Origin of the sequence: Psychroserpens algicola, from assembly GCF_014526325.1 — a bacterium.
GTDB lineage: Bacteria > Bacteroidota > Bacteroidia > Flavobacteriales > Flavobacteriaceae > Psychroserpens > Psychroserpens algicola.
Genome location: NZ_JACNMJ010000001.1, coordinates 1,083,820 through 1,106,048 on the forward strand (window position 1 = coordinate 1,083,820; position 22,229 = coordinate 1,106,048).

The window sequence follows — 22,229 nt, forward strand, 5'->3', positions numbered from 1 at the left end:
CCTTATGTGTTATTCTGAAATAGAAATCTCTCGTTTTGTTTCGTTTCCAAATGCATCAACAACCGTAATAATGTGTTTGCCTTTCTTCGGAATTATCGCCAACTCATGAATGTCTTTCGTAGAACCTACATAGGTTTCATCCAGATACCAGTAGACCTGAGTTTCGGGTTTTGAATGTGCAATTTTTAGAATTAAATCATTCGTTTTGCCGTTAAAATCCTTCGGAAGAAAAATCGAATTGTTTCGTTTCGGATAAATAAAATTCATAGTTTCCTGAACTTCTCCAGCACAATCCAGTCGCAATTTTGGAAGTGGTTTATAAAACGGATTTTTAGATTTGTAATAATGGGCTTTTAAAGGTGATAATACAAACCAAGATGTATGCTTGATGGCATTTAAATCTTCACAGGACGAATTGACCTGATAGGTTTCAGTGCGATCCACATGTGCTAAAATATGATACGGACAAGGTTCTGTCTTTAAACCACTATTCTGAATAAACGTAGGTTCCACGTCATCGCAAACTGGTGAGGCACGATGACCACTTTTTGAACAGATGTTTACCTCTTGCATCTCGTCATAGGGTTTTGCAAACCAATCACTATGAGGTAATATATCAAACACATCAAATAAAATAGGCGCTGCAGTTTGAACGCCAACCAAACCTGGACGCCCTTCACCATCGGCATTACCAACCCAAACACCTACAACATAATCTTTGGTGGTACCAATTGCCCAGGCGTCCCGAAAACCAAAACTCGTTCCTGTTTTCCAGGCGATTTGTTTCGAATCGTCAAAAAATTCCCAGCTTTCATCACCTTCAGGACGATTGACTTTTTTTAAACTCTCATAGGTTAAATAAATCGACGCGGCATCAAATAACGTTTTGTCAGTTGATGTTGTTCCAAAATCGACGCTTTCCGAAGCTATAAAAGTGGGCTCTACAAATTCGTTGGTGTAATATTCGCTCGAGGTTTCAGAAAAATGATTGAGTGTAGACGAGAGCGATGCATAGCTTTTACACAAATCCCAAAGATTACTTTCTGCGCCTCCCAAAATAAGGGATAATCCATAATGGTTGGCATTGTATTTTAAATCTTTAAGATTGAGTTGTTTTAAATATTGATGAAACCGATCCAGTCCAAAATCTTGTAACATACGAACCGCAGGAACGTTTAACGAACGTGATAAAGCGCGACTCGCAGGAACAACACCATCATAATCTTTATTAAAGTTTTCGGGATTATAACTCCCAAACTGACTTGGAATATCGGCTACTAAAGTATTGGGCAACAAATCACCTGCATCTAACATTGAAGCGTACAAAAAGGGTTTTAAAATGCTTCCTGTGCTTCGAGGTTTGTCAATAATATCAACATCTTTTTGGTGCGCTTTATCGGTTGGTGTATTGCCAACATAAGCCAGTACTTCTCGGGTATGTACATTGAGAACAAGTACTGCGGCATTATGAATTTCGTTTTGTTTTAAAATGTTATACTGGTTTTTAACCACATGATTAATACGTTCCTGAAGCTTGGTATCTAAAGTGGTTTGAATGCGTTCACCACGATGCGATTGCGCAACTTTTTGTAAAAGATGTGGCGCTATTTGAGGTAATGCATAAGGCTTCTGAGGAAGTGCTTCGGAAATGGATAACTGGTAGGTCAAGTCGTCTATAATGCCATTGTCTAATAATTTTTTGAGTAAACGGTTTCGTTTTGCTAATAAGCGCTCTTGATTTTTCCCAGGATAAATTAAACTTGGGGCATTGGGCAAAACAGCCAGTGTTGCACTTTCCGCCCAGGATAATTGATGCGCATCTCTATTAAAATAACGCCATGATGCCGCATCCAACCCAACAACATTACCGCCAAATGGAGCATTACTAGCATAGTAAGCCAGGATTTCAGATTTTGAATCGCGGAGTTCTAAGCGTGTGGCGAGCACTATTTCTTTGATTTTTTCAAGATAGGTTCGCGCTTGTCCTTTTCGGGATAAACGAATCACTTGCTGAGTTAAAGTACTGCCACCACGTTTGACTTCTCCAGAGCTTATATTGTCTTTTAAGGCCTTAAAAATTGAAATAGGATTAAATCCTGGATGTTCGTAAAAGTATTCATCTTCAAACTGAATGATACAGGTTTTAAATTTTTCTGGGATACTATCATTATGAGGAAAACGCCATTGGCCATCAGTAGCGATTTGAGCTCCTAAAAGCTCCTTGTTTTTACTCGTAATTACTGTGGCTGTTGGATCTTTAAATAATTCCGCAGGTAAACAAAAAGCATACACGATGAGAAGTATTCCAAAAACGACAGACTTCCTTTTATGTTTTTTTATGTAGCGTATGAGTTTCATTGTCTTTACCTTGAACTTACTTCAGAATCTCATTAGTTATCTTTTGTGAATTCGTATTCACGCTCCACTTTACAGATGCGTACTTTATAGTAACTGTACCAGTCTTTACGTCCTTTTTGTTGCGCGATGAGATGATCACTGTGTTGCTTCCAATTTTTAATAGCATCGAGGCTTTCCCAGTAACTTACTGTGATTCCGAGGTCGCTTCTAGCGCTTTCTATCCCTAAAAAACCCTCTTGTTGTTTTGCTGAAACTTCCATCTGATTGGCCATTTCTGAATAGCCTTCAGTGTTTTCAGACTGCAATGAAGTAAATATGACAGCGTAGTAAGGTTTCGTGTTTTTCATCTTAAATTATATTATTTCGATATTCTGAACTCGTTGACTCATTACTATTAATTGTAAATTTCGTCATTCTGAACTCGTTTCAGAATCTCACACGTTTGGTCAAATGTTTTATTTACAAGCATTTTTTATTTCTTAACCTCAATCCAACTTCCCTTATTTCGCACAAAGAAATCATTATCATACATGGCTTCAACTTGTGTTCCTGGTAAATAATAAGTTCCTAAATACGAGGCATTCAGCATGACTGTAAAGACTTTGGTTCCGTGTTTCCCCTTTGATGGTAAATCGAAATAGAAATTCACACGGTCGTCTCTAATATCTGTATATCGCGCTGCACTCGTTGTGGTATCTCCATAATCTGTAAAACGCGTATTCACTATTTCCCATCCCGATGGAAAAATTTGAGTCAAGGCGACATCCCGAAGGTTTTCACTCTTTAAATTACTTACGCTCACTCTAGCCACAATATCTTGTCCTTGTTGTAAGCTTTTTACATCGATACGATTTCCTTTTAAATCGGTATAAATTACCGAAACACTTAAGCCGCGTTGTTCGGCAAGTTCTTCGCCTAATGGTAACTTACCAGAATTTAAAACCCTTACATAAACAAGATTCCCAGCTTCATTTTTAAGTTGTAAGGTGTTGGTGCCATCCACTACAGCTAACTCACGCTGTGCAATGGTGCTCTTGGTGGTTATAGTTTCCGTTTTACCTCCAAAAGTATAGGTGAAATTCATATCTTTTCCACCATTGGCTTCCACCATTTTCGCCATAGCTAATAAGCTGTAAGCGGTCGTTTGTGTACTCATCCAATTAGTACTCGACAAATCTTTTGCAATTTGTTCTGAAAGTGCTCGGGCTTTTGGATTTTGTGTAATAATCATGGTTTCTAAAGCCATAGCGCGATTACGATCTACCGAACCATAGGTATAATAATTATACTTTGGTGGTTTAAAATCGATATTAGCCGATTGCGACAATTGTGCACTCGCTTCTTTTTGTCCGGCTAAAGCATAAGCCGCAGCCAATCGCCATTTGGCTTCGTTCGAAATTTCACTAAACTCACGTAAGCGATTCATAGACGCAAGATCTGGGCTACCCGCCAAAGCCAACGTGTATAACCTATAGGCTTGTGCTAAATCGGAATTATAGTTTCTGTAACTAGGCCTCCAATCTCGAGCCGCTTGCTTTTGGTAGCTTAACCAGTTACTTTTAAAAGTAAGTGGCAATACAAAACCTTTCTTTTCGGCTTCAATTAAGAAATGCCCAGCATAGCTCGTTCCCCAGTCATTAGCTGTATTTTCTCCAATCCAGTAACTCATGCCACCATTTGGACGTTGGAAATTTCCTAAGCGTCTGATGCCGTTTTCTATGTTCGACTGAATTTCTTGTTTTTTCTCATATTTTAAATCGAATATATCACTCAAATATAACTGCGGAAAGACACTTGAGGTCGTTTGCTCTACACAGCCATGCGGATATTGAATCAAGTATTGTAAGCGTTTTGAGAAATCCATTGGTGGAAGCGTGGAGAATTCCACTGTTGCCGTATTGGTTCCAGGCACGCCGAAGGTTCTAAAGTCTAAACGCTCTGAAGCATTGGCTTCTAGTTTTGCATTTTCGTATAATGAAGTTATCGGATTCGGATTTACCACATCCAATTCAACTTTATAGCTTGACTTTTCACCATTTCCAGTAGCAATGACTTCAACTGTATTAATGCCTTTTGCTTTGCTGACATCTAATTCGAAGTAAGCCATTTGCTCGTCAGGTTTTGCAAAAGTCATTTGCTGACTGCTATTTCCAACAACTGAAATTCCGTCACTCAATGTCAAGCTTAAGTTCACATTTTTGACCTTAGGTTCCATCGCAAATACGGTTACAGGAAGTGTTACTTTTTCTCCCGGACTTAACTTTCTCGGTAAAGTCGCTAAGACCATTAATGGTTTTTTTACTTCTACAGATTTGTCGGTACTTCCATAAGCTTCCGTTTGGTTATTTCCAGCAACAACCATGGTTCGCACCGCACCAACATAATTTGGCATTTTGATTTTATGCGATTTAGACTTTCCGGCTTCTAACTCAAATGGACCTAAATAAGTGACAACCGGCTTAAAGCGATTCGCTTTTTTATTCTTGCCTTTGGCAGCACTGCCATCTCCACCAATAGCTAAGACCTGATCGATACTTCCAGAATAAGCACCAATCACATCATCAAAAATATCCCAGGTTTTCACACCTAATGCTTCACGCGAATAAAAATCGTTCCATGCATTTGGAGTTTTAAAACGTGTTAAATCTAATAAACCTTCTTCTACCATCGCAATGGTATAGGTCATTGGTTTTTTGTTTTTTTCGGAAACAAAGACTTCAAATTCTTGTTCTGGTCTAAGTACACTGGCCATTCGTAATTCTGGTTCGAGAATGGTTTTTGGATCTTCTACCAAAATTGGAATGACACCATAGAGTCGTATTGGTAAATCGTTACTTGTGATGGCATGTGGTTGTAATAAGGAGATGTTGACAAATACATTGGGCGCCATTTCCGAAGTAATCGGAATGTCAACCGTGGTTTCTCCTTTGTTAGTTTTTACCCATTTGTGTTCTATAACATCTGAGCCATTTTCAATGCTTATTAAAGCACGACCTTCACTTCCGGAAGGGAATTTAATGGTCGCGGTTTCACCAACATTATAATTGTCTTTATCTGAAGCAAATACCAGCATTTTTGCCGCTTCTTTGTCATTTCCTGTTGACATACCAGACCAGTTTTTATAGAAATAGGCAGTTCGTCCCGTCGCATGGCCACTCACAGGATCATAAACTCTAATGAGGTAACGGCCTCTTTCATTTTCAGGGATTTTGATATTAAATGAGGTTTTTCCGTTGGCACCTGTTGATGCTTTTTGATTTAAAATGGGTCTGTGGTAACTACTCGATACATAATTGGAAAGGTTGTCATACGAGGAGTTCCACCACCAGCGCCATTCAATTTTATACACTTTTATTTCCAAGTCGTTTCGTTGTACAGGTTTTCCGTCTTTATCAACAACGGCTAAATCAAAGGTTTGGTTAGTGTCTGTAAAATAAGAACCATAATAATTACCCTTCGGAGATTTGAGTCCGACATAAGATGCATAAGGCGAATAGGTTTTCGTAAATGCATCTAAAGAAAAATCGCCGCCATTTTCGAAAGCTCGAACTAGAAACTGTGCATTAAGCATTCCTGGAGCATTCTTTCCAACATCTAAATTGGTAGTGATGGTTGCTGTTCCTTCTTCATCAAGATGCCCTTCAAAAACATTGAGTTCTTCCGAATTAAATTGACGCGCAGGATCGGTAAACATATAGCCTTTAAAGTTTTTAAAACTTGTATAAGAACTGCTGAATTTAGCCTTAATTTCTGCCTTGATTTGTTTAGCAGGCGCACCATGTAACCATTTTACATCAAGTGTTCCGTTGAGAAGTTCGTTGCTTGACAATACGTCTTTATCAAAATCTACTTTAATTTTCAGGCGGTTCGGTTTGACCGTTTCCACCTTTAAAGATTTATAAAACTGGGCACCTCCAACAGAAACTTTAGCATTGTAGTTTCCTGTTTTTCCTTCGGAAGACGTTGGTACAATAAACTTAAAGAAGTTGTTGACATTATCAGTTGTCACGTGTTTGTACACCAGTTTTCCATTGGGATCGGTAACTTCAAGTTTTACAGGATGGCCTTTAGGAAGTTCGTTGGCTTTATCATTCAGCATAAATGTCAGGAAAAGTGAGTCACCTGGTCGCCAAACACCACGCTCTCCGTAGATGTAGCCTTTGAGTCCGCGTTGTAAACGATTCCCCGAAACATCAAACTTACTTAAGGAGAGTGAATTTCCGTCTGTTAGTCGGAGATAACTGGTATTATTGCCTTTAGTTACAATAGCAAAAGTGGCATATTTATTAGATTCGAAAACCGCTAAACCTTCACTATTGGTTGAGGTCGAACCAATTTCCTGTTGCTGAAAATTATACAATTTGATTGTGGCTCCAGCTTCCGGATTGGTATTTAAAATATTGGTAACCGCAAAATAATAATTGTTGTTAACGCCTTGTTTTACGATGACACCTAAGTTGGATGCTAATAGATTTTGGGATACAATGCGGTTTTCATTATAATAGGCATCGTCGCATGGGTTATCGCGTTGTCTCCAGTTATAGGTGTAATTTCGGTAACGGTACGTACGATTGTCCCAGTATTCTTGTTCTTTAAGTTCTTCGTCTTCGGTAGTTGTATCCGCAAAATCATCGTAATAATAATCCTCTTCATAATAGTAATCGTCATACTCATCATTGTCGTTTAAAGCACCTTGCGGATTTGCCTCGCAATCATACAAAGAATAGTTTCTGGAATAACTCAGTTCGACTCTGTAAATGGCACCTGGATCGGCTTTAAAAAATTTGGATAAATCGATACTGTATGCTTTCCATTTTCCTGAATTTTCAGCAGCAGATTGCAACGTAATAGTTTGCTTTGCTATACGACGACCAACACGTTTAATTTCGTTTTGATTGTTGCTGTTCATCGGGTTGTCTTGAAGAAACTGTAAGACGTTATCTTCAAATATTTTAATAACCCTTACATCTACAGCACTTAAATTAACGGCTTCAAAATTAAATTTAAGCTCATTAGAATTAGGTAAAATTGTGCCGTTACTTATGAGACGAACCTGAGGTTTTATTTCTTCAAAAGAGATGGCTTCAGAAAATGCCGTTTTAAGTTTGTAACCATCCGTATTTTTAATGCCCTGAAATACATCGACCTGGATATTACCAACCAGTTTGGTGTCTGGATAAACTTTTAGCACATTTCCGACGACAACAAATTTTGGGTTTTTGACATTCTGAATGGTTACCAAACCATCAAAATTTTGCTGATTTTTAATAGGATCAGAGAAGTTGATGTATAGGAATTGTTCCGGACTTTTATACGCTTCAACATTTACGATTTTGAAATTATTAATCCCAGGAATCAGGACTTTGTTTTCGCCTTTGTTTTCTGCCTTTATCGCTTTTCCATTCCATGTTATGGTAATTTCAGAATCTTCAACAAAACGGTTGATACTATCAATTTTAAACTTAAAATAATTAGAATGTTGCTCTACTTCATCGAAAGCTAATTTTAGCGATTTTCCTTTTTGAGTTGCTTCCACCAGTTTTTTAGCATCTGTAAGTGATATGATATCTGCCGATTTGATTACAGCTTCGATGTATTGCCATTTTTTACTGTACGATTGCAAGCTGTTTGTTACAATATTAAAGTTGGGTGTTATGGTTTTAAACTGAAATACATAGTCTTCATAATCTTTAGGCATGTCCTTGTAAATCTTGTCGAGTTTTACGGCTACCGTATATTCTGTCGCGGGATCTAAATGCTCATCAGGTATAAAAACTAAAGTATGTTTATTAGAAGCTTTTAAGGTGCCGTCAACATGCGGAGAAATTTTAATAATGGCATCGTCAATAACAGTGTCGATGTCCCAACCTTCCACATCATTGGACAGATTAATGGTAATGGGTTCTGTCACCGATTGTAAGCCCGAAGAGGTATAGCTGATATAATCTCTGAATTTGAAGAGGTTATCGGTTTCTTGAGTGATACTGTCCTTTTTTTTACAGGAAACAGCAAATGCAAGGCAAAAAATAAGAGCAAATAGATGTTTAAGTGTCATGGCTTCGGATATGTTTATTGGTTTATGTGCTTACTATTCAAACTATCAAAAGAATCGTTGAATACTATAAAACTAGGGCAATCAAAGGGATTTATGAGTTGTGTTTTGTTATGTGTTACAAATAAAATAGAATTCGTTGTTAAACTGAGAGTATTCGTTATTACTCCTTATAAATCCCTATAGTCAACTCGCCTTTTGCATTCATAGAAGCCCGATACATTCCAGCGGTATTAAACTCGGCCACCATGTTGCCATGTTTATCAACAGCAACAATACCACCATCTCCACCAAGTTCTGGAACTTTCTTTTGAATTACCTCTTGGGCAGCTTCTTTAAGTGATACACCTTTGTATTGCATCAAAGCCGAAATATCGTGAGCTACCATAGCTCTAATAAAATATTCGCCCCAACCTGTGCTAGACACTGCACAAGAATTATTGTTGGCATAAGTGCCAGCACCAATGATTGGTGCATCACCAACACGACCATAGCGCTTGTTCGTCATTCCACCAGTTGAGGTGCCAGCGGCTAAATTTCCATTTTTATCAAGCGCAGCACAGCCCACAGTTCCGAATTTATAATTTTGAATCTCAGCATCAAAAAAGGCTGTTTTATCATCGTGGTCTAATTCTATTTGTTCACGCTCTTTTGCTCGTTTTACTGAATTTAGGCGGTTTTCAGTATAAAAATAAGATGGATCTACGATGATCAGATTTTGTTCTTTTGCATAAGTTTCGGCACCAACACCAGCCATCATAACGTGTGGTGATTTATCCATGATAATTCGCGCTAAGTTAATCGGATTTTTTACTGTGGTTGTTCCTGCAGAAGCACCAGCATTTAAGGTTTTTCCGTCCATAATGGAAGCGTCTAACTCATTGGTTTCTGCATTGGTGTATACGGCACCTTTTCCGGCGTTAAAGAGTGGCGAATCTTCCATCACATTAATGGTTTTTTGAACTGCATCCAAACTGCTTCCGCCCTGTTTTAAAATTTCATAACCTACTCTGATAGCTTCCTCTAATGTGGCTTTATAGGCCGCTTCTTTTTCAGGAGTCATATTTTGTTTTAGAATTGTACCTGCGCCACCATGGATGATTATAGCAAACTCAGCTTTTGTTTCTGTGTTAATTTTGAACTCATTGGTTGTGGTATTTTCGTTTTTGTTTTCTGAAGTTTTGGAGGTCTCAGCACAATTAAAACAGATGAACAATATTAAAATAGAACAGATAGAATATCTCATGATTAGGTGTGATTTTTAAGTGCATTAAAGTTACATTTTTCAACACCTTTCATCAAGCAAAACTGACAATTTATTAGTAACTTCGCTTCAAAATTTAATAATTCTTAAAAAACAAGCATATATGGAAGCTATTGCTACCGATTTCGGAATAAAAGAAGCCTTAAAACAATTAGGCGTTAATGCTATAAATGATGGAACATCTACAGGTTCTGATAATTTTTCTAATGGAGATATCATTGAATCTTATTCTCCTGTTGATGGTCAATTGATAGGAAAAGTAAGAACGACAACACGAGCAGATTACGATAAAGTCATGGATGTTGCTACTAAAGCATTTAAATCCTGGAGAGATATTCCTGCGCCACAGCGTGGAGAAATTGTACGTCAGTTTGGAAATAAATTAAGAGATTTAAAAGAACCACTCGGTAAGTTAGTGTCTTACGAAATGGGGAAATCATTGCAAGAAGGGTATGGTGAAGTTCAGGAAATGATTGATATCTGTGATTTTGCAGTGGGATTATCAAGACAGCTTAACGGTCAAACAATTCCTTCGGAACGTCCTGGTCATGTCATGAGAGAACAATGGCATCCAATTGGTGTGGTAGGAATCATTTCTGCTTTTAACTTTCCTGTGGCTGTTTGGGCTTGGAATACTGCATTGGCATGGATTTGTGGCGATGTATGTGTGTGGAAAGCTTCGGAAAAAGCACCTCTATGTTCTGTAGCATGTCAAAATATTATTGCAGGAATTTTAAAAGAAAATAATTTACCAGAAGGGATTTCTTGCATCATCAATGGCGATTACAAAGTTGGTGAGTTTATGACTACAGATACCAGAATTCCTTTAGTGTCTGCTACAGGTTCTACCAGAATGGGACGTATTGTTGGAAAAACAGTTGCCGAACGTTTTGGGAAGTCATTGTTAGAATTAGGAGGAAATAACGCTATTATTATTACTCCATCTGCCGATTTAAAAGTGGTGGTTCCAGGTGCTGTATTTGGAGCTGTTGGAACTTGTGGACAACGTTGTACGTCGACCCGTCGTTTAATTATTCACGAGTCTGTTTATGATAAAGTGAGAGATGCCATTGTTGGTGCTTATGGTCAATTAACTATTGGTAACCCTCTGGATGAAAAAAATCATATTGGTCCGTTAATAGACAAAGATGCCGTGAACATGTACTTAGCAGCTATTGAAAAAGCAAAAGCTGAAGGTGGAAACGTTTTAGTTGAAGGTGGTGTTTTAGAAGGCGAAGGTTATGAGTCTGGATGCTACGTAAAACCAGCAATTATTGAAGCTGAAAATCATTTTGAAATTGTACAACACGAAACATTTGCACCTATTTTATATTTGATGAAGTATTCTGGTGATATCGAAAATGCGATTGAAACCCAAAATGGTGTAGCGCAAGGTTTATCTTCGGCGATTATGACCAATGAAATGAAAGAAGCTGAAAAGTTCTTATCATATGCAGGTTCTGATTGCGGAATTGCAAACGTCAATATCGGAACTTCAGGTGCAGAAATTGGAGGCGCATTTGGTGGCGAAAAGGAAACAGGTGGTGGACGCGAGTCTGGATCTGATGCATGGAAAGTGTATATGAGACGTCAAACAAATACGATTAACTATTCTGATGAATTGCCGTTAGCACAAGGGATTAAATTTGATCTTTAATCAGAACTTTTTCTGTATTTACATACAAATCAAGATTTAAAACCGTTTCAATTATTGAAGCGGTTTTTTTATGATTTCAACTTTGGAATCATTTTTGAACGTATATCATTAAACTTAGTATCAGTTTTTTAGTCTAAGAATTATGACACAGCGCCACATACAACATTTATATTGGAGGGCAGGTTTCGGAGCTACACCAAATCAATTCAGAACCTTGACTCATAAAAGCAGAAAAGACGTCGTAGATGCCTTATTTTCTAACTCTAAAACGATGTTGCGTTTAACAGTTGACACCTCTGATATACTTCCTTTGGTTTCTAAAGAATTACTTAAAAATAAAAGTAAGCGAATGGAGTTTGCTAAGCGTAGTAGAGAAAAACTCAAAAAATATAATGTGATTTGGGTAAATCGCTTAGTAACTTCTGATGCAACATTAAGAGAAAAGATGACCTTGTTTTGGGCGAATCATTTTGTATGTCAAGACCAAAATATCTTTCATGTACAACAATATAATAATACCCTAAGAACCTATGCTCTTGGTAATTTTGGTGATTTTGTAAAGGCAATTTCAAAAGAGGCTGCTATGCTTAAATATTTAAATAATAAGCAAAACCGAAAGCAAAAGCCAAATGAAAATTTTGCCAGAGAACTTATGGAGTTGTTTACTTTAGGAGAAGGACATTACTCAGAAGACGATATTAAAGAAAGCGCTAAAGCTTTTACGGGCTATGATAATAATTTCAAAGGTGAATTTATACTTCGAAGGTTCTATCATGATGATGATTTTAAAACTTTTTTTGGACACACAGGACGTTATGATGGCGATGATATTATTGATATCATTTTAAAACAAAAGCAGTGTGCTCGTTTTATATGTGGAAAAATCTACAAGTATTTCGTTAGTGACACTATACATGAAAAACGAGTTGAAGAATTAACAAATATCTTTTTCAAAGACTATAATATTGAACGCTTAATGCACCATGTGTTTATGTCTGACTGGTTTTACGAAGAAGCCAATATAGGAACAAAGATAAAATCTCCAATTGAGTTTTTAGTCGGTATGAGAAAAACAGTACCTGTCACTTTTGAAAAAACGAATGATGTTTTAAAAATTCAAAAATTACTCGGACAAACATTATTAAATCCACCAAATGTAGCAGGATGGTCTGGTGGAAAAAACTGGATCGACAGTAATACTATTATGTTGCGATTAAAGTTACCATCAATTATTTTATCCAATGCTAAAATATCAATACGTGAAAAAGGTGAGTTTGAGGATACATTTGAAACATATTACAACAGTAAAAAGAAGAATAGGTTTGTAACCGTAAAAGTAGACTGGGATACATTTAATACTCAATTTAAAAGCTTCTCGGCTAACGAATTAAAGTCACAAATTATAGTTCCAAAGTTAAGTGATGGAACTGAAACTTATCTAAAGACATTAAGTCAATCGTCTAAACAAGACTTTTGCGTTCAATTGATGTCAATACCTGAATATCAAATGTGTTAATTATGGATAGAAGACATTTTTTAAAACAATCAAGCCTTGCAAGTAGCCTTTTTTTTGTGCCTAGTTTTATAAAGGCATTTGAAAACTTTTCAGCGTCTAGTTTGGGGTATAAACGATTAGTGATTATTCAGCTGTCGGGAGGAAATGATGGTTTAAATACAGTTATTCCGTTTAATAATGATACATATTATCGCAATCGCCCCAAAATTGCTATTCCCAAAACAGATGTGCTAAGACTTACCGATGAATTAGGGTTTCATACCAGTTTATTGCCACTTAAAATATTATATGATGCAGGTCAACTTACTATTATAAATAATGTAGGATATCCAAATCCTAATCGGTCTCATTTTAGAGCAACCGATATATGGCAAACAGGAAGTGGTGCACACCAATATATACAAACCGGTTGGATTGGACGCTATTTGGATGCCTACGGAAATAAGCCATATAATGCGATCGAAATTGATGATAGTTTGTCCTTGGCTTTAAAAGGAAAGCAAACCCATGGGATTGCAACAACTAATCCCGAAGTGTTGTTTAGAACATCTCAAGACCCATATTTTAAAAATGTTCTTAAGCATTATAAAGATGAGCATCTCAGTGAACATAATTTAGGTTATTTATATAAAACAATGATTTCGGCAGAATCTTCTGCTACATATATTTTTGAAAAACATAAAACAGCATCTAGCACGCAAGAGTATCCAAAGAATACATTTGCTAATCAGTTAAAAACAACGTCTAGACTGATAAGCTCAGGTATAGAAACAAAAGTATTTTATGCGTCTCTTGGCGGATTTGACACACATGCTGGTCAATTAAATAGTCAATCACGTTTGTTAAAAATATATGCAGATAGTATTCAAGCTTTTGTTAAAGACCTAAAGCAGCAAGGAACTTTTAATGATACACTTATTTTAACATTTTCAGAATTTGGTAGACGCGTAAAACAAAATGCCGCTAATGGGACAGATCATGGTGCTGCAAGTAATTTATTTGTTATTGGAAACCAGTTAAAAACTCCAGGTTTTTATAATGAATTAGCTAGTCTTTCTGATTTAGATAGTAATGGAGATTTGAAGTATACTGTAGATTTTAGATCAGTATATGCTACTGTTTTAGACAAGTGGCTGGCAGTTGAAGATGATGCAATCTTAAATGGATCTTTTCAGAAATTAAATTTTATTTAAATGCCTAAAAAACAAAAACCCTGTTTCACATTCGATACATCGACAATGAAACAAGGTTATATGTAATTGATTAATAGCACTGCTAAAATCGTAAAAATTAAGGTTGCTTTCTAAAAAAAACTATAAGTGGTAAAAAAAACTGTATGAATGGTAGTTATAAAATTTTTCTAAGCTAAAAAACGGAATTTTTAAAACAATTTGGAAAGATTAGTAATCTTATAAAAAAACAAAAACCTTATTTCGTATTCGATACATCGACATTGAAATAAGGTTATATGTAATTGATTAATAGCAATCCAAAAATCGTAAAATGCTTAGTAATTGTAGAATTAATACTACAAGAGGCAAAAAAAAAGGTATGAATGGTAATTTATACCAAATTACTTCGATTAACTGTACTTAACCTTCCTTAATATTCGAGTAGCTTCTTGATATGAACTATACACAGATGTACTGTGTTTTTTTAAATATGGCTTAGCTTCGTTAAGTTTGTCTATTGCTTCATGAAATAAGTTAAGATAGCAAATAAGATAAGTTGCAGGTAGGTTATTAAGGTCTAACTCCTCATTTTTGTTAAGAGTCAACCCTTTCTTTAATTTTTCTAAAATAGCATTATTGGCATTGTAGATATGGTGTAAAACTTTCTTATCAAATTGTGGTGGTTCAAATAAGAGTTTGGTTTCAATATTATAATGAGCATTATCTTCAAAATGAATGATGGTTTCTTCGAGTTTATAATATTTGTTTTGATTTTGAAGTCCTAAGCTAACATATTCAACAATCTTAAATGTATCATTATTATAGGTTATAGCGACTTCATCAAGAGTAGAAAAAAATAAACGTACCTGCTCATTAATTAATTCAATATCAACTCTTGAGTAAAACACATCTTCTTTAATTATTTTTTTCTGTCCAGACCAACACAAGACAAAATATTCCTTAAATACTTTGTATTGAGGGTTGTAATCTTTTCGCTTATTCATAAAATCGAAAACGCCATCTAAAGTGTACTCGATATTATTTTGAGCATGAGACTCAATAGCATGAACAATTTTTGAATTAACATCTTTTATTTCAATATCAAAAACCTTGGGCATACTCATACTGCCATCTCTAAAGAAGACAGAACCACCATAATATTTCCAGATATTTTTTCTTAACGATGTAATTTTATCGATAGGTCTGATAGTGACCAATCCAACAACCTTATCGTCTGGTAAATGTGGAAATGGAATATTTTCGTACTGTACAATTGGAGGATTTGTAAGATAAGCATTGATGAGGTTTTGAATTTTGCTGTCATCAAAAAAGTTAACACCAATTATCTTGTTGTCTTCATCTTCAACACCAATTACGATATACGAATTGTTTTTAGGATTGCTGTTTGAAAGTGCACATATATGCTTTAGAAACTTCGCCTTTCCTTCTTTATGAGTGATATCTACTTTTCGCTTCTTATCATAAAAACTGTTCTCATCATTGTGAGCAAGTAAATTTTTAATAAGTAAACGTTTGTTAATCATTCTTTAATTTCAGCAATTATAACTCCAAAATGTCCATCTAATTGCTCCCATTTTTTCTTTGGAAGGTATGTTCTTGAAATAAAACCGTCCAGATACAATGCGTTTTCGCAGCCCTGACTTTTAAAAAAATCAGCAAAATCGTATAAGGTTATTGTGTCTTTAGACATGGCAAATAATAGCTTCCCGTTAGGTAAAACACCAACACCGTTTCTAATATGAAAATGTTCAGAATTTTTTTTAAAGACAGCATGAATTTTACCGTCAATAACAAGCATTGGTCCAGATTGAGTAGCATAGGTAATTTTAGGACTGTATGTATATTGTGACGTCTCACAAACTATCGCCTTATTCTCATTCGTTATATAAAACACACCATTAGGTTGTAAATAAAAGTTGCCATACCCTGATTTTATAGTATTAACGGGTTTTTTTATGGTTCCGTTTTCGATATATAAACCTTGAGGAGAACCGTCTTTGAGGTACATCCCTCCATTTGTGGCAAAAATGAGTTCCTTGTTTTTGGTTTTCAATTCGTTTTTAAGTTCGTAATGATTTCCAAAATTATATCCGTTGTCATTTTTTAAGTAAAACTTTAATGTTTGTTTGTTTAAATCTACAATATAACTCACAAAGCGTTCATCATCAATTTGTTGTGCAGAAGATGAATTTGCTAATAGGAGCATTGAAAAGACAATAGTACATAAGAATAGATGTTTCATAGTTATAATAAACTGATTTCTTTTTTTAAATTGATACGTGCTTGCTCTTCATATTTATTTTGATAGTATTCAGTAAAGTAAATTGTTGGACGCTCTAAAAAATGTAACATGGCTTTTTTACGACCTTTTTTATAAATGAAATCGGGATATATGGCATATTCTTTTCTGATATTCTGAGTGTAGGCTTCATACAGATTCCAATCTGTACCCAAAATGGACAAATCCATATCTAACAAATAAGCATTGTCGCTTGTTGTGTTCAATAGAATATCGTGTTTTTGAGTTGATTTTATCAATTTATTGACGATTTTCAGGCTTTTTTGATCAAAATTTAAAGATTTTAGTCGTTTTTCGGAAAATTCTGCACTTTTTGTTTCGTTATTCTTTTTAGTGGCGTTATAAATAATATCATGATACCATATAGCAAACCGAAACGTATTATAATCAATAATAGTAGCTTTTAGATTATGAGCTTGTTGCAGCATGTTATAGATATGAGACAGATTGTGATAATGTCTGTTTTTAGAGGTGTAATGGTTTTCGATATCTTCCCAATATTCTGAAATGACTGCATCATCTTTAGTATACAATGACACTAAAGTTTTCCATTCGTTACGCAGCCAATCAATCATGAGTCTTTTTTTACAATTGTAGAATTAGCCTGTGCTGTACAAAATAATAGTACATCTGCAATATTTACATGAGCGGGTCGGGAAATGGCGAACTGAATAACTTCAGCAATATCCTCAGCCTGTAAAGCTTTGTAGCCTTTGTATACGTTATCGGCAATAGCATCACCTTTAAAGCGGACTTGTGAAAATTCGGTTTCGACAAGGCCAGGATTTATAGCAGTAACTTTTATTCCAAAAGGATTCAAATCAATACGCATCCCTTCAGTTATGGCCAGAACGGCATGTTTACTTCCGCAATATACATTGCCTTTTGGATATACTTCTTTTCCAGCAGACGATCCAATATTGATAATATGTCCGCTTTTTCGTTCAGTCATTTGAGGAATAATAGCTTTACTCACATATAATAAACCTTTAACATTAATATCCATCATGGCATCCCAGTCGTCTATATTTCCAGATTGAATAGGATCTAATCCGTGAGCATTTCCAGCATTATTGATTAAAATATCAATGGTTTTAAAATCATCAGGAAGTGAGGTAATAGCATTAAACGTCGCATCTTTATCTCTTACGTCAAAGTTAAGTGTATGCACTTGAGTTTGTTTACTTAATGCTTGTTGAATCGTGTGTAGTCGTTCTTGTCGTCTACCACAAAGAATCAAATGAATCCCGTGTTTTGCAAATTCATGAGCAGTTGCCCTTCCAATTCCACTGGTAGCTCCAGTTATTAATGCTGTTTTAGTCATAGTTATTTTTATAAGTTATGGAACTTCAATGCCTTGACTAGCTTCTAAGATTTTAAACCAGTCTTCTAATGCCAAATCAATGGTTAGCGCTTTGACAGCATCTGAAATTCGTTGTTTTGTAGTTGTGCCAATAACAGGATGAATTTGTGAAGGATGCTTTAAAAGCCAGGCCAATAACAATTGATCTTCAGTAGCATTATAGGTGTCTAGTAATTTCCCGAGTTGTTTGTGTATGCGTCGTGTTTGTTCATTGTCTTCCCTAAATACACTTCCTAGTGGTGACCAGGCCATAGGTGTTATATGTTTTGTGGCCATATGGTCTAAAGTGCCATCATACATGGCATTATTTTGGGTTAGGGAGCATTCTATTTGATTAACAGATATATCAACAGATTTTGATAACAACTCTAGTTGAGACACTGTAAAATTAGACACTCCAAAATTTGCAATCAAGCCTCTGTCTTTTAAATTCAATACTGCTTCAGAAATCTCGTCAGGTTGCATTAGTGGGCTTGGCCTATGTAATAAAAGCAGATCGAGATAATCGGTTTTTAATTGTTTTAAGGATCTTTCGGCAGACCATATAATATAGTCTTTGTTATAATTATAGTGTTTTACCGAATTCTTTCTATTGGCACTTTTCAGTTGAATTCCGCACTTACTAATTAGTTGAATATCACTTCTGCTTATGCCACTTTCAGCATACGCTTTACCAAAATTGGCTTCAGTGGTATAGTCGCCATAAATATCAGCATGATCAAATGTGGTGATATTTAGGTCAATACAAAAGTGTAGTAAGTCAATTATTTTGGTTGTATTGAGTTGTTTGCCCCAAATTCCCCAGGTCATTGTACCTGCAATTAATCGAGAATATGTCACTTTTTTTTCTGTTTATGCGGATTTTTTTGCAATTCACGTATAAAAATAGTCAAATAATGAAGAATGAGGTATTATTGATTTGTAATTATTTAATGTCCCAATCATGAAATATTTTAAAAACCATTACGCGACTATATATAGTATCATTCTTTTGTTATTTATGACAAGCTGTTCTAAGGAATACGATACAGAAACATACGATAATAGTAGTTTGGTTACAATAAAACTTCAAGGAACCGAAAGTATTTACAGTAAAGTTAATATTGAAATAATAGACGTGCAGTTTAGAGTTTTAGAAGATGAAAACGACCCGAATGCATGGATAAGTTTGAATACAGTAAACATAGGAATTCATAATCTGACAGATATTACCGATAATCAAGTTGTTACTTTAGTCGATTTTGAAGAAGTACCTTCAGAGTTTGTTTACAATATCAAACTAGTATTAGGAGATCATAATACAGTCGTTAAAAATGGTGTTGAATATGAACTGGATATGTCGCCTGAAAGTGAAAACACTTCAGTAAACATAGTAGAAAAACAATTGATTTCTAATAAGTTGTATGATTTTGTGATTGAATTTAATCTCGATGAATCTATAGAAATGTCTTCAGAAGGTAATGCAAATCTCAAACCTAAAATGAATACGTTGATGAGACTTTTTAATTTATTCTAAGTATTCTAACATCTTAACAGCTTACCTTAATCGTATATAGTTTGTAACAAATAAATGATAATATGAACTTGAATACTTTTAAAACTTTTTTATTTATAGCCTTTTTTTCACTTACTGCTCTAAGTTGTAGTGATGATGACTCATCTTCGATCACACAAGGTTCTTCTAAATTAACGATAAAATTAGTGGATAATCCTGGAGATTATGATCATGTCTATGTTGATGTAGTTGATGTCATGGTTAAAGTCAATGATGATACTGATGATGATAATGGTTGGCTGAGTTTAGAGGCAATTAATACAGGTGTCTATGATTTATTAGAATTAACAGGAGGTTTAAATGTTTTATTGGCTGATAATTACGAAATCCCTTCAGGCACTCTCAATCAAATTCGTCTAGTCCTTGGTGATAATAATACTATTGTTATTGATGGAGACACATTTCCATTAACAACGCCAAGTGCGCAGCAATCTGGACTTAAAATTCAAGTCAATGAAACCTTAGAACCTAATTTTGAATATACATTTTGGTTAGATTTCGATGTTTGCCAGTCAATTGTTGAGGCTGGAAATTCTGGAAATATTATTTTAAAACCAGTAATAAGAGCTGTAGCTGAAGTCTCTACGGGAAATATTAGCGGAAGTATTTTACCAAGTAATGTGCAAACCCAAATTAGCGTGATAGTAGGAACTGATGTAATTTCTACTTATACAGATGAAAATGGAAACTTTATACTAGTTGGCTTGCCTTCAGGAACTTATGATGTGATCGTGAATCCAAATCCTGAATCTGGCTTTGAAGAAGCTACTCTAGAAGATGTGGTCGTTGTTGTAGGTCAAACAACAGTACTTGAAACTATAGAACTACAATAAAACAAAATTTAGTTGTAGATAAGGGTAATGCTAATGGTATTACCCTTATTTTTTTAACCAATTCTTAACAGCATTGCAACGAAAATTTTAACAATTTGCGTAACTAAATTAAAGCGTGTTAAACATAGCGTTAAAAACCTATAAATAATGGAAGAAACAGGTACAATTGACATTAAGAGCATTAATGAGAAAATAGAAAAAGAAAGTGCTTTTGTTGATTTGTTAATGATGGAAATGAATAAAGTCATCGTTGGACAAAAACACATGGTAGAACGACTACTTATTGGTTTGTTAGGACGAGGCCATATTTTATTAGAAGGTGTGCCAGGACTCGCAAAAACCCTAGCAATTAATACGCTTTCGCAAGCGGTTGCTGGAAGTTTTAGTAGAATTCAGTTTACACCAGATTTATTACCAGCTGATGTTGTTGGAACCCTAATCTACAATATGAAAGAGAATGACTTCTCAATTAAAAAAGGACCAATCTTCGCGAATTTCGTTCTTGCAGATGAAATTAACAGAGCGCCAGCTAAAGTGCAATCTGCATTACTAGAAGCCATGCAAGAAAAGCAGGTGACTATTGGAGACGAAACCTTTATTTTAGATAAACCATTTCTGGTAATGGCGACTCAAAACCCTGTTGAGCAAGAGGGAACGTATCCTTTACCAGAAGCTCAGGTTGACCGTTTCATGTTGAAAACAGTTATTGATTATCCAAAACAAGCCGAAGAGCAACTCATCATGAGAGCTAACCTTAAAGGTAATTGGGATAAGGTGAATCCAGTGGTGTCTGTGTCACAAATCTTAAAAGCACAGGAGGTTGTTAGAGACGTTTATATGGATGAAAAAATCGAAAAATATATCCTTGATATCATTTTCGCGACACGTTATCCGGAACAATACAAACTTGCCGATTTGAAACCACTAATTTCTTTTGGTGCTTCTCCTCGTGGTAGCATCAACCTTGCTACTGCTGCAAAATGCTATGCTTTTATTAAGCGTCGTGGTTATGTGATTCCTGAAGATGTTCGTGCCGTTGTTCATGATGTGTTACGTCACAGAATCGGAATTACCTATGAAGCTGAAGCAGAAAATATAACATCTGAAGATATTATCAATAAAATTGTAAACGAAATCGAAGTACCATAGTAGATACTGAATATCAGTAAAAGGATAAAGAGATTAATTAATAGCTATTTAATATATGCTGCTATTAAATTCTAAATGTGTGAAAGCGACTATAAATGGATACTAAGGAATTACTAAAAAAAGTACGAAAAATTGAGATTAAGACACGTCGACTGTCTGATCATATATTTGGAGGTGAGTACCACTCGACGTTCAAAGGTCGTGGTATGACTTTTTCTGAAGTAAGACAGTATCAGTTTGGCGATGATGTTCGTAATATCGACTGGAATGTCACCGCACGCTATAATGAGCCATTTGTTAAAGTGTTTGAAGAAGAACGCGAATTAACAATGATGCTCATGGTTGATATTTCAGGATCTGAATTGTTTGGAACCGAAGAACAATTTAAAAATGAAATTGTTACCGAAATTGCTGCCACATTAGCCTTTTCTGCTACTCAAAATAACGATAAAATCGGACTTATTTTGTTTTCAGATGATATCGAATTATATATTCCTCCAAAAAAAGGACGCTCGCATGTATTGCGAATTATTAGAGAATTAATTGAGTTTAAACCTAAAAGTAAACTCACTAACATCGCCGAAGCTTTTAAGTTTTTGTCTAATGTGATGAAAAAGAAAGCCATCGTATTTGTACTTAGCGATTTTATTGCTGATGATTATAAACAAAACTTGAAAATTGCTGCCGGACGCCATGATATTACAGGAATTAGAGTCTTTGATAAACGCGAGGAATCTATTCCAAACTTAGGAATGGTACAAATGGAAGATGAAGAATCTGGAGAACTGGTTTTGGTTAATACAGCGTCAAAATCTGTAAGAACCAACTACAGTAAATATTACCACGAAAAAGTAAATTATTTTAAAGATACATTTACAAAATCTGGGTCTGGTACTATCGATTGTCGCGTCGATGAAAGTTATGTAAAAAAACTATTAGGCTATTTTAAACGAAGAGGATAATCTGGTTAAAAATCAAAAATTGAATTCA

16 protein-coding genes are annotated in these 22,229 nt (G+C 35.3%); 7 read left to right on the forward strand and 9 right to left on the reverse strand.

Annotated features, from left to right (window positions below; translation table 11 throughout):
- Positions 1-9: 9 nt before the first annotated feature.
- From pbpC to H7350_RS04540, 4 genes are all read right to left on the reverse strand, one after another.
- Positions 10-2,358: a penicillin-binding protein 1C gene (pbpC, locus tag H7350_RS04525; protein ID WP_204344672.1), complete on the reverse strand. Its 2,349-nt coding sequence runs from the start codon at positions 2,356-2,358 to the stop codon at positions 10-12.
- 32 nt (positions 2,359-2,390) lie between these two features.
- Positions 2,391-2,705, reverse strand: coding sequence for an antibiotic biosynthesis monooxygenase family protein (locus H7350_RS04530; RefSeq protein ID WP_204344673.1), 315 nt, complete (start codon positions 2,703-2,705; stop codon positions 2,391-2,393).
- Between the two features lie 125 nt (positions 2,706-2,830).
- Complete coding sequence (locus H7350_RS04535) at positions 2,831-8,413, reverse strand: alpha-2-macroglobulin family protein (RefSeq protein WP_204344674.1); 5,583 nt, start codon at positions 8,411-8,413, stop codon at positions 2,831-2,833.
- A 160-nt stretch (positions 8,414-8,573) separates the two neighbouring features.
- Positions 8,574-9,656 (reverse strand): isoaspartyl peptidase/L-asparaginase family protein, encoded by a 1,083-nt coding sequence (locus tag H7350_RS04540; protein WP_204344675.1) that lies wholly within the window; start codon positions 9,654-9,656, stop codon positions 8,574-8,576.
- Between the two features lie 121 nt (positions 9,657-9,777).
- Here H7350_RS04540 and amaB point away from each other — a divergent pair, with 121 nt between their 5' ends.
- The 3 genes from amaB (at position 9,778) to H7350_RS04555 (ending at position 14,040) form a co-directional block, all read left to right on the forward strand.
- Positions 9,778-11,331, forward strand: coding sequence for an L-piperidine-6-carboxylate dehydrogenase (amaB, locus tag H7350_RS04545; protein ID WP_204344676.1), 1,554 nt, complete (start codon positions 9,778-9,780; stop codon positions 11,329-11,331).
- A gap of 142 nt (positions 11,332-11,473) precedes the next feature.
- On the forward strand, positions 11,474-12,847 hold the full coding sequence (locus H7350_RS04550) for a DUF1800 domain-containing protein (protein ID WP_204344677.1): 1,374 nt from the start codon (positions 11,474-11,476) through the stop codon (positions 12,845-12,847).
- Positions 12,848-12,849: 2 nt separating this feature from the next.
- Complete coding sequence (locus H7350_RS04555; protein WP_204344678.1) at positions 12,850-14,040, forward strand: DUF1501 domain-containing protein; 1,191 nt, start codon at positions 12,850-12,852, stop codon at positions 14,038-14,040.
- Positions 14,041-14,429: 389 nt separating this feature from the next.
- Here H7350_RS04555 and H7350_RS04560 read toward each other — a convergent pair whose 3' ends face one another.
- Genes H7350_RS04560 through H7350_RS04580 form a run of 5 tightly spaced genes read right to left on the reverse strand, consistent with a single transcriptional unit; the run spans position 14,430 to position 18,542 of the window.
- Complete coding sequence (locus H7350_RS04560) at positions 14,430-15,563, reverse strand: ATP-binding protein (protein WP_204344679.1); 1,134 nt, start codon at positions 15,561-15,563, stop codon at positions 14,430-14,432.
- On the reverse strand, positions 15,560-16,282 hold the full coding sequence (locus H7350_RS04565) for a phosphodiester glycosidase family protein (RefSeq protein ID WP_204344680.1): 723 nt from the start codon (positions 16,280-16,282) through the stop codon (positions 15,560-15,562). Before H7350_RS04565 ends, H7350_RS04560 begins: the two co-directional genes overlap by 4 nt.
- A gap of 2 nt (positions 16,283-16,284) precedes the next feature.
- Positions 16,285-16,914: an HD domain-containing protein gene (locus H7350_RS04570; protein WP_235989256.1), complete on the reverse strand. Its 630-nt coding sequence runs from the start codon at positions 16,912-16,914 to the stop codon at positions 16,285-16,287.
- A complete protein-coding gene (locus tag H7350_RS04575) occupies positions 16,911-17,663 on the reverse strand; it encodes an SDR family NAD(P)-dependent oxidoreductase (protein WP_204344681.1) in 753 nt (250 codons plus the stop codon). The genes H7350_RS04570 and H7350_RS04575 overlap by 4 nt, the downstream gene beginning before the upstream one ends.
- 15 nt (positions 17,664-17,678) lie before the next feature.
- Positions 17,679-18,542, reverse strand: a complete 864-nt coding sequence (locus tag H7350_RS04580) for an aldo/keto reductase (protein WP_338105758.1) — start codon at positions 18,540-18,542, stop codon at positions 17,679-17,681.
- Positions 18,543-18,645: 103 nt separating this feature from the next.
- On the opposite strand from H7350_RS04580, the gene H7350_RS04585 reads away from it, so the two are divergent.
- The 4 genes from H7350_RS04585 to H7350_RS04600 all read left to right on the forward strand — a co-directional run bounded on the left by H7350_RS04585 (position 18,646) and on the right by H7350_RS04600 (position 22,201).
- Positions 18,646-19,218: a DUF4382 domain-containing protein gene (locus H7350_RS04585; RefSeq protein WP_204344682.1), complete on the forward strand. Its 573-nt coding sequence runs from the start codon at positions 18,646-18,648 to the stop codon at positions 19,216-19,218.
- A gap of 62 nt (positions 19,219-19,280) precedes the next feature.
- Positions 19,281-20,090 carry a DUF4382 domain-containing protein gene (locus tag H7350_RS04590; RefSeq protein ID WP_204344683.1) on the forward strand — a complete coding sequence of 270 codons (810 nt, stop codon included), beginning with the start codon at positions 19,281-19,283 and terminating at the stop codon, positions 20,088-20,090.
- A gap of 147 nt (positions 20,091-20,237) precedes the next feature.
- Positions 20,238-21,239: an AAA family ATPase gene (locus H7350_RS04595; RefSeq protein WP_204344684.1), complete on the forward strand. Its 1,002-nt coding sequence runs from the start codon at positions 20,238-20,240 to the stop codon at positions 21,237-21,239.
- A 95-nt stretch (positions 21,240-21,334) separates the two neighbouring features.
- A complete protein-coding gene (locus tag H7350_RS04600; RefSeq protein ID WP_204344685.1) occupies positions 21,335-22,201 on the forward strand; it encodes a DUF58 domain-containing protein in 867 nt (288 codons plus the stop codon).
- Positions 22,202-22,229 lie beyond the last annotated feature (28 nt).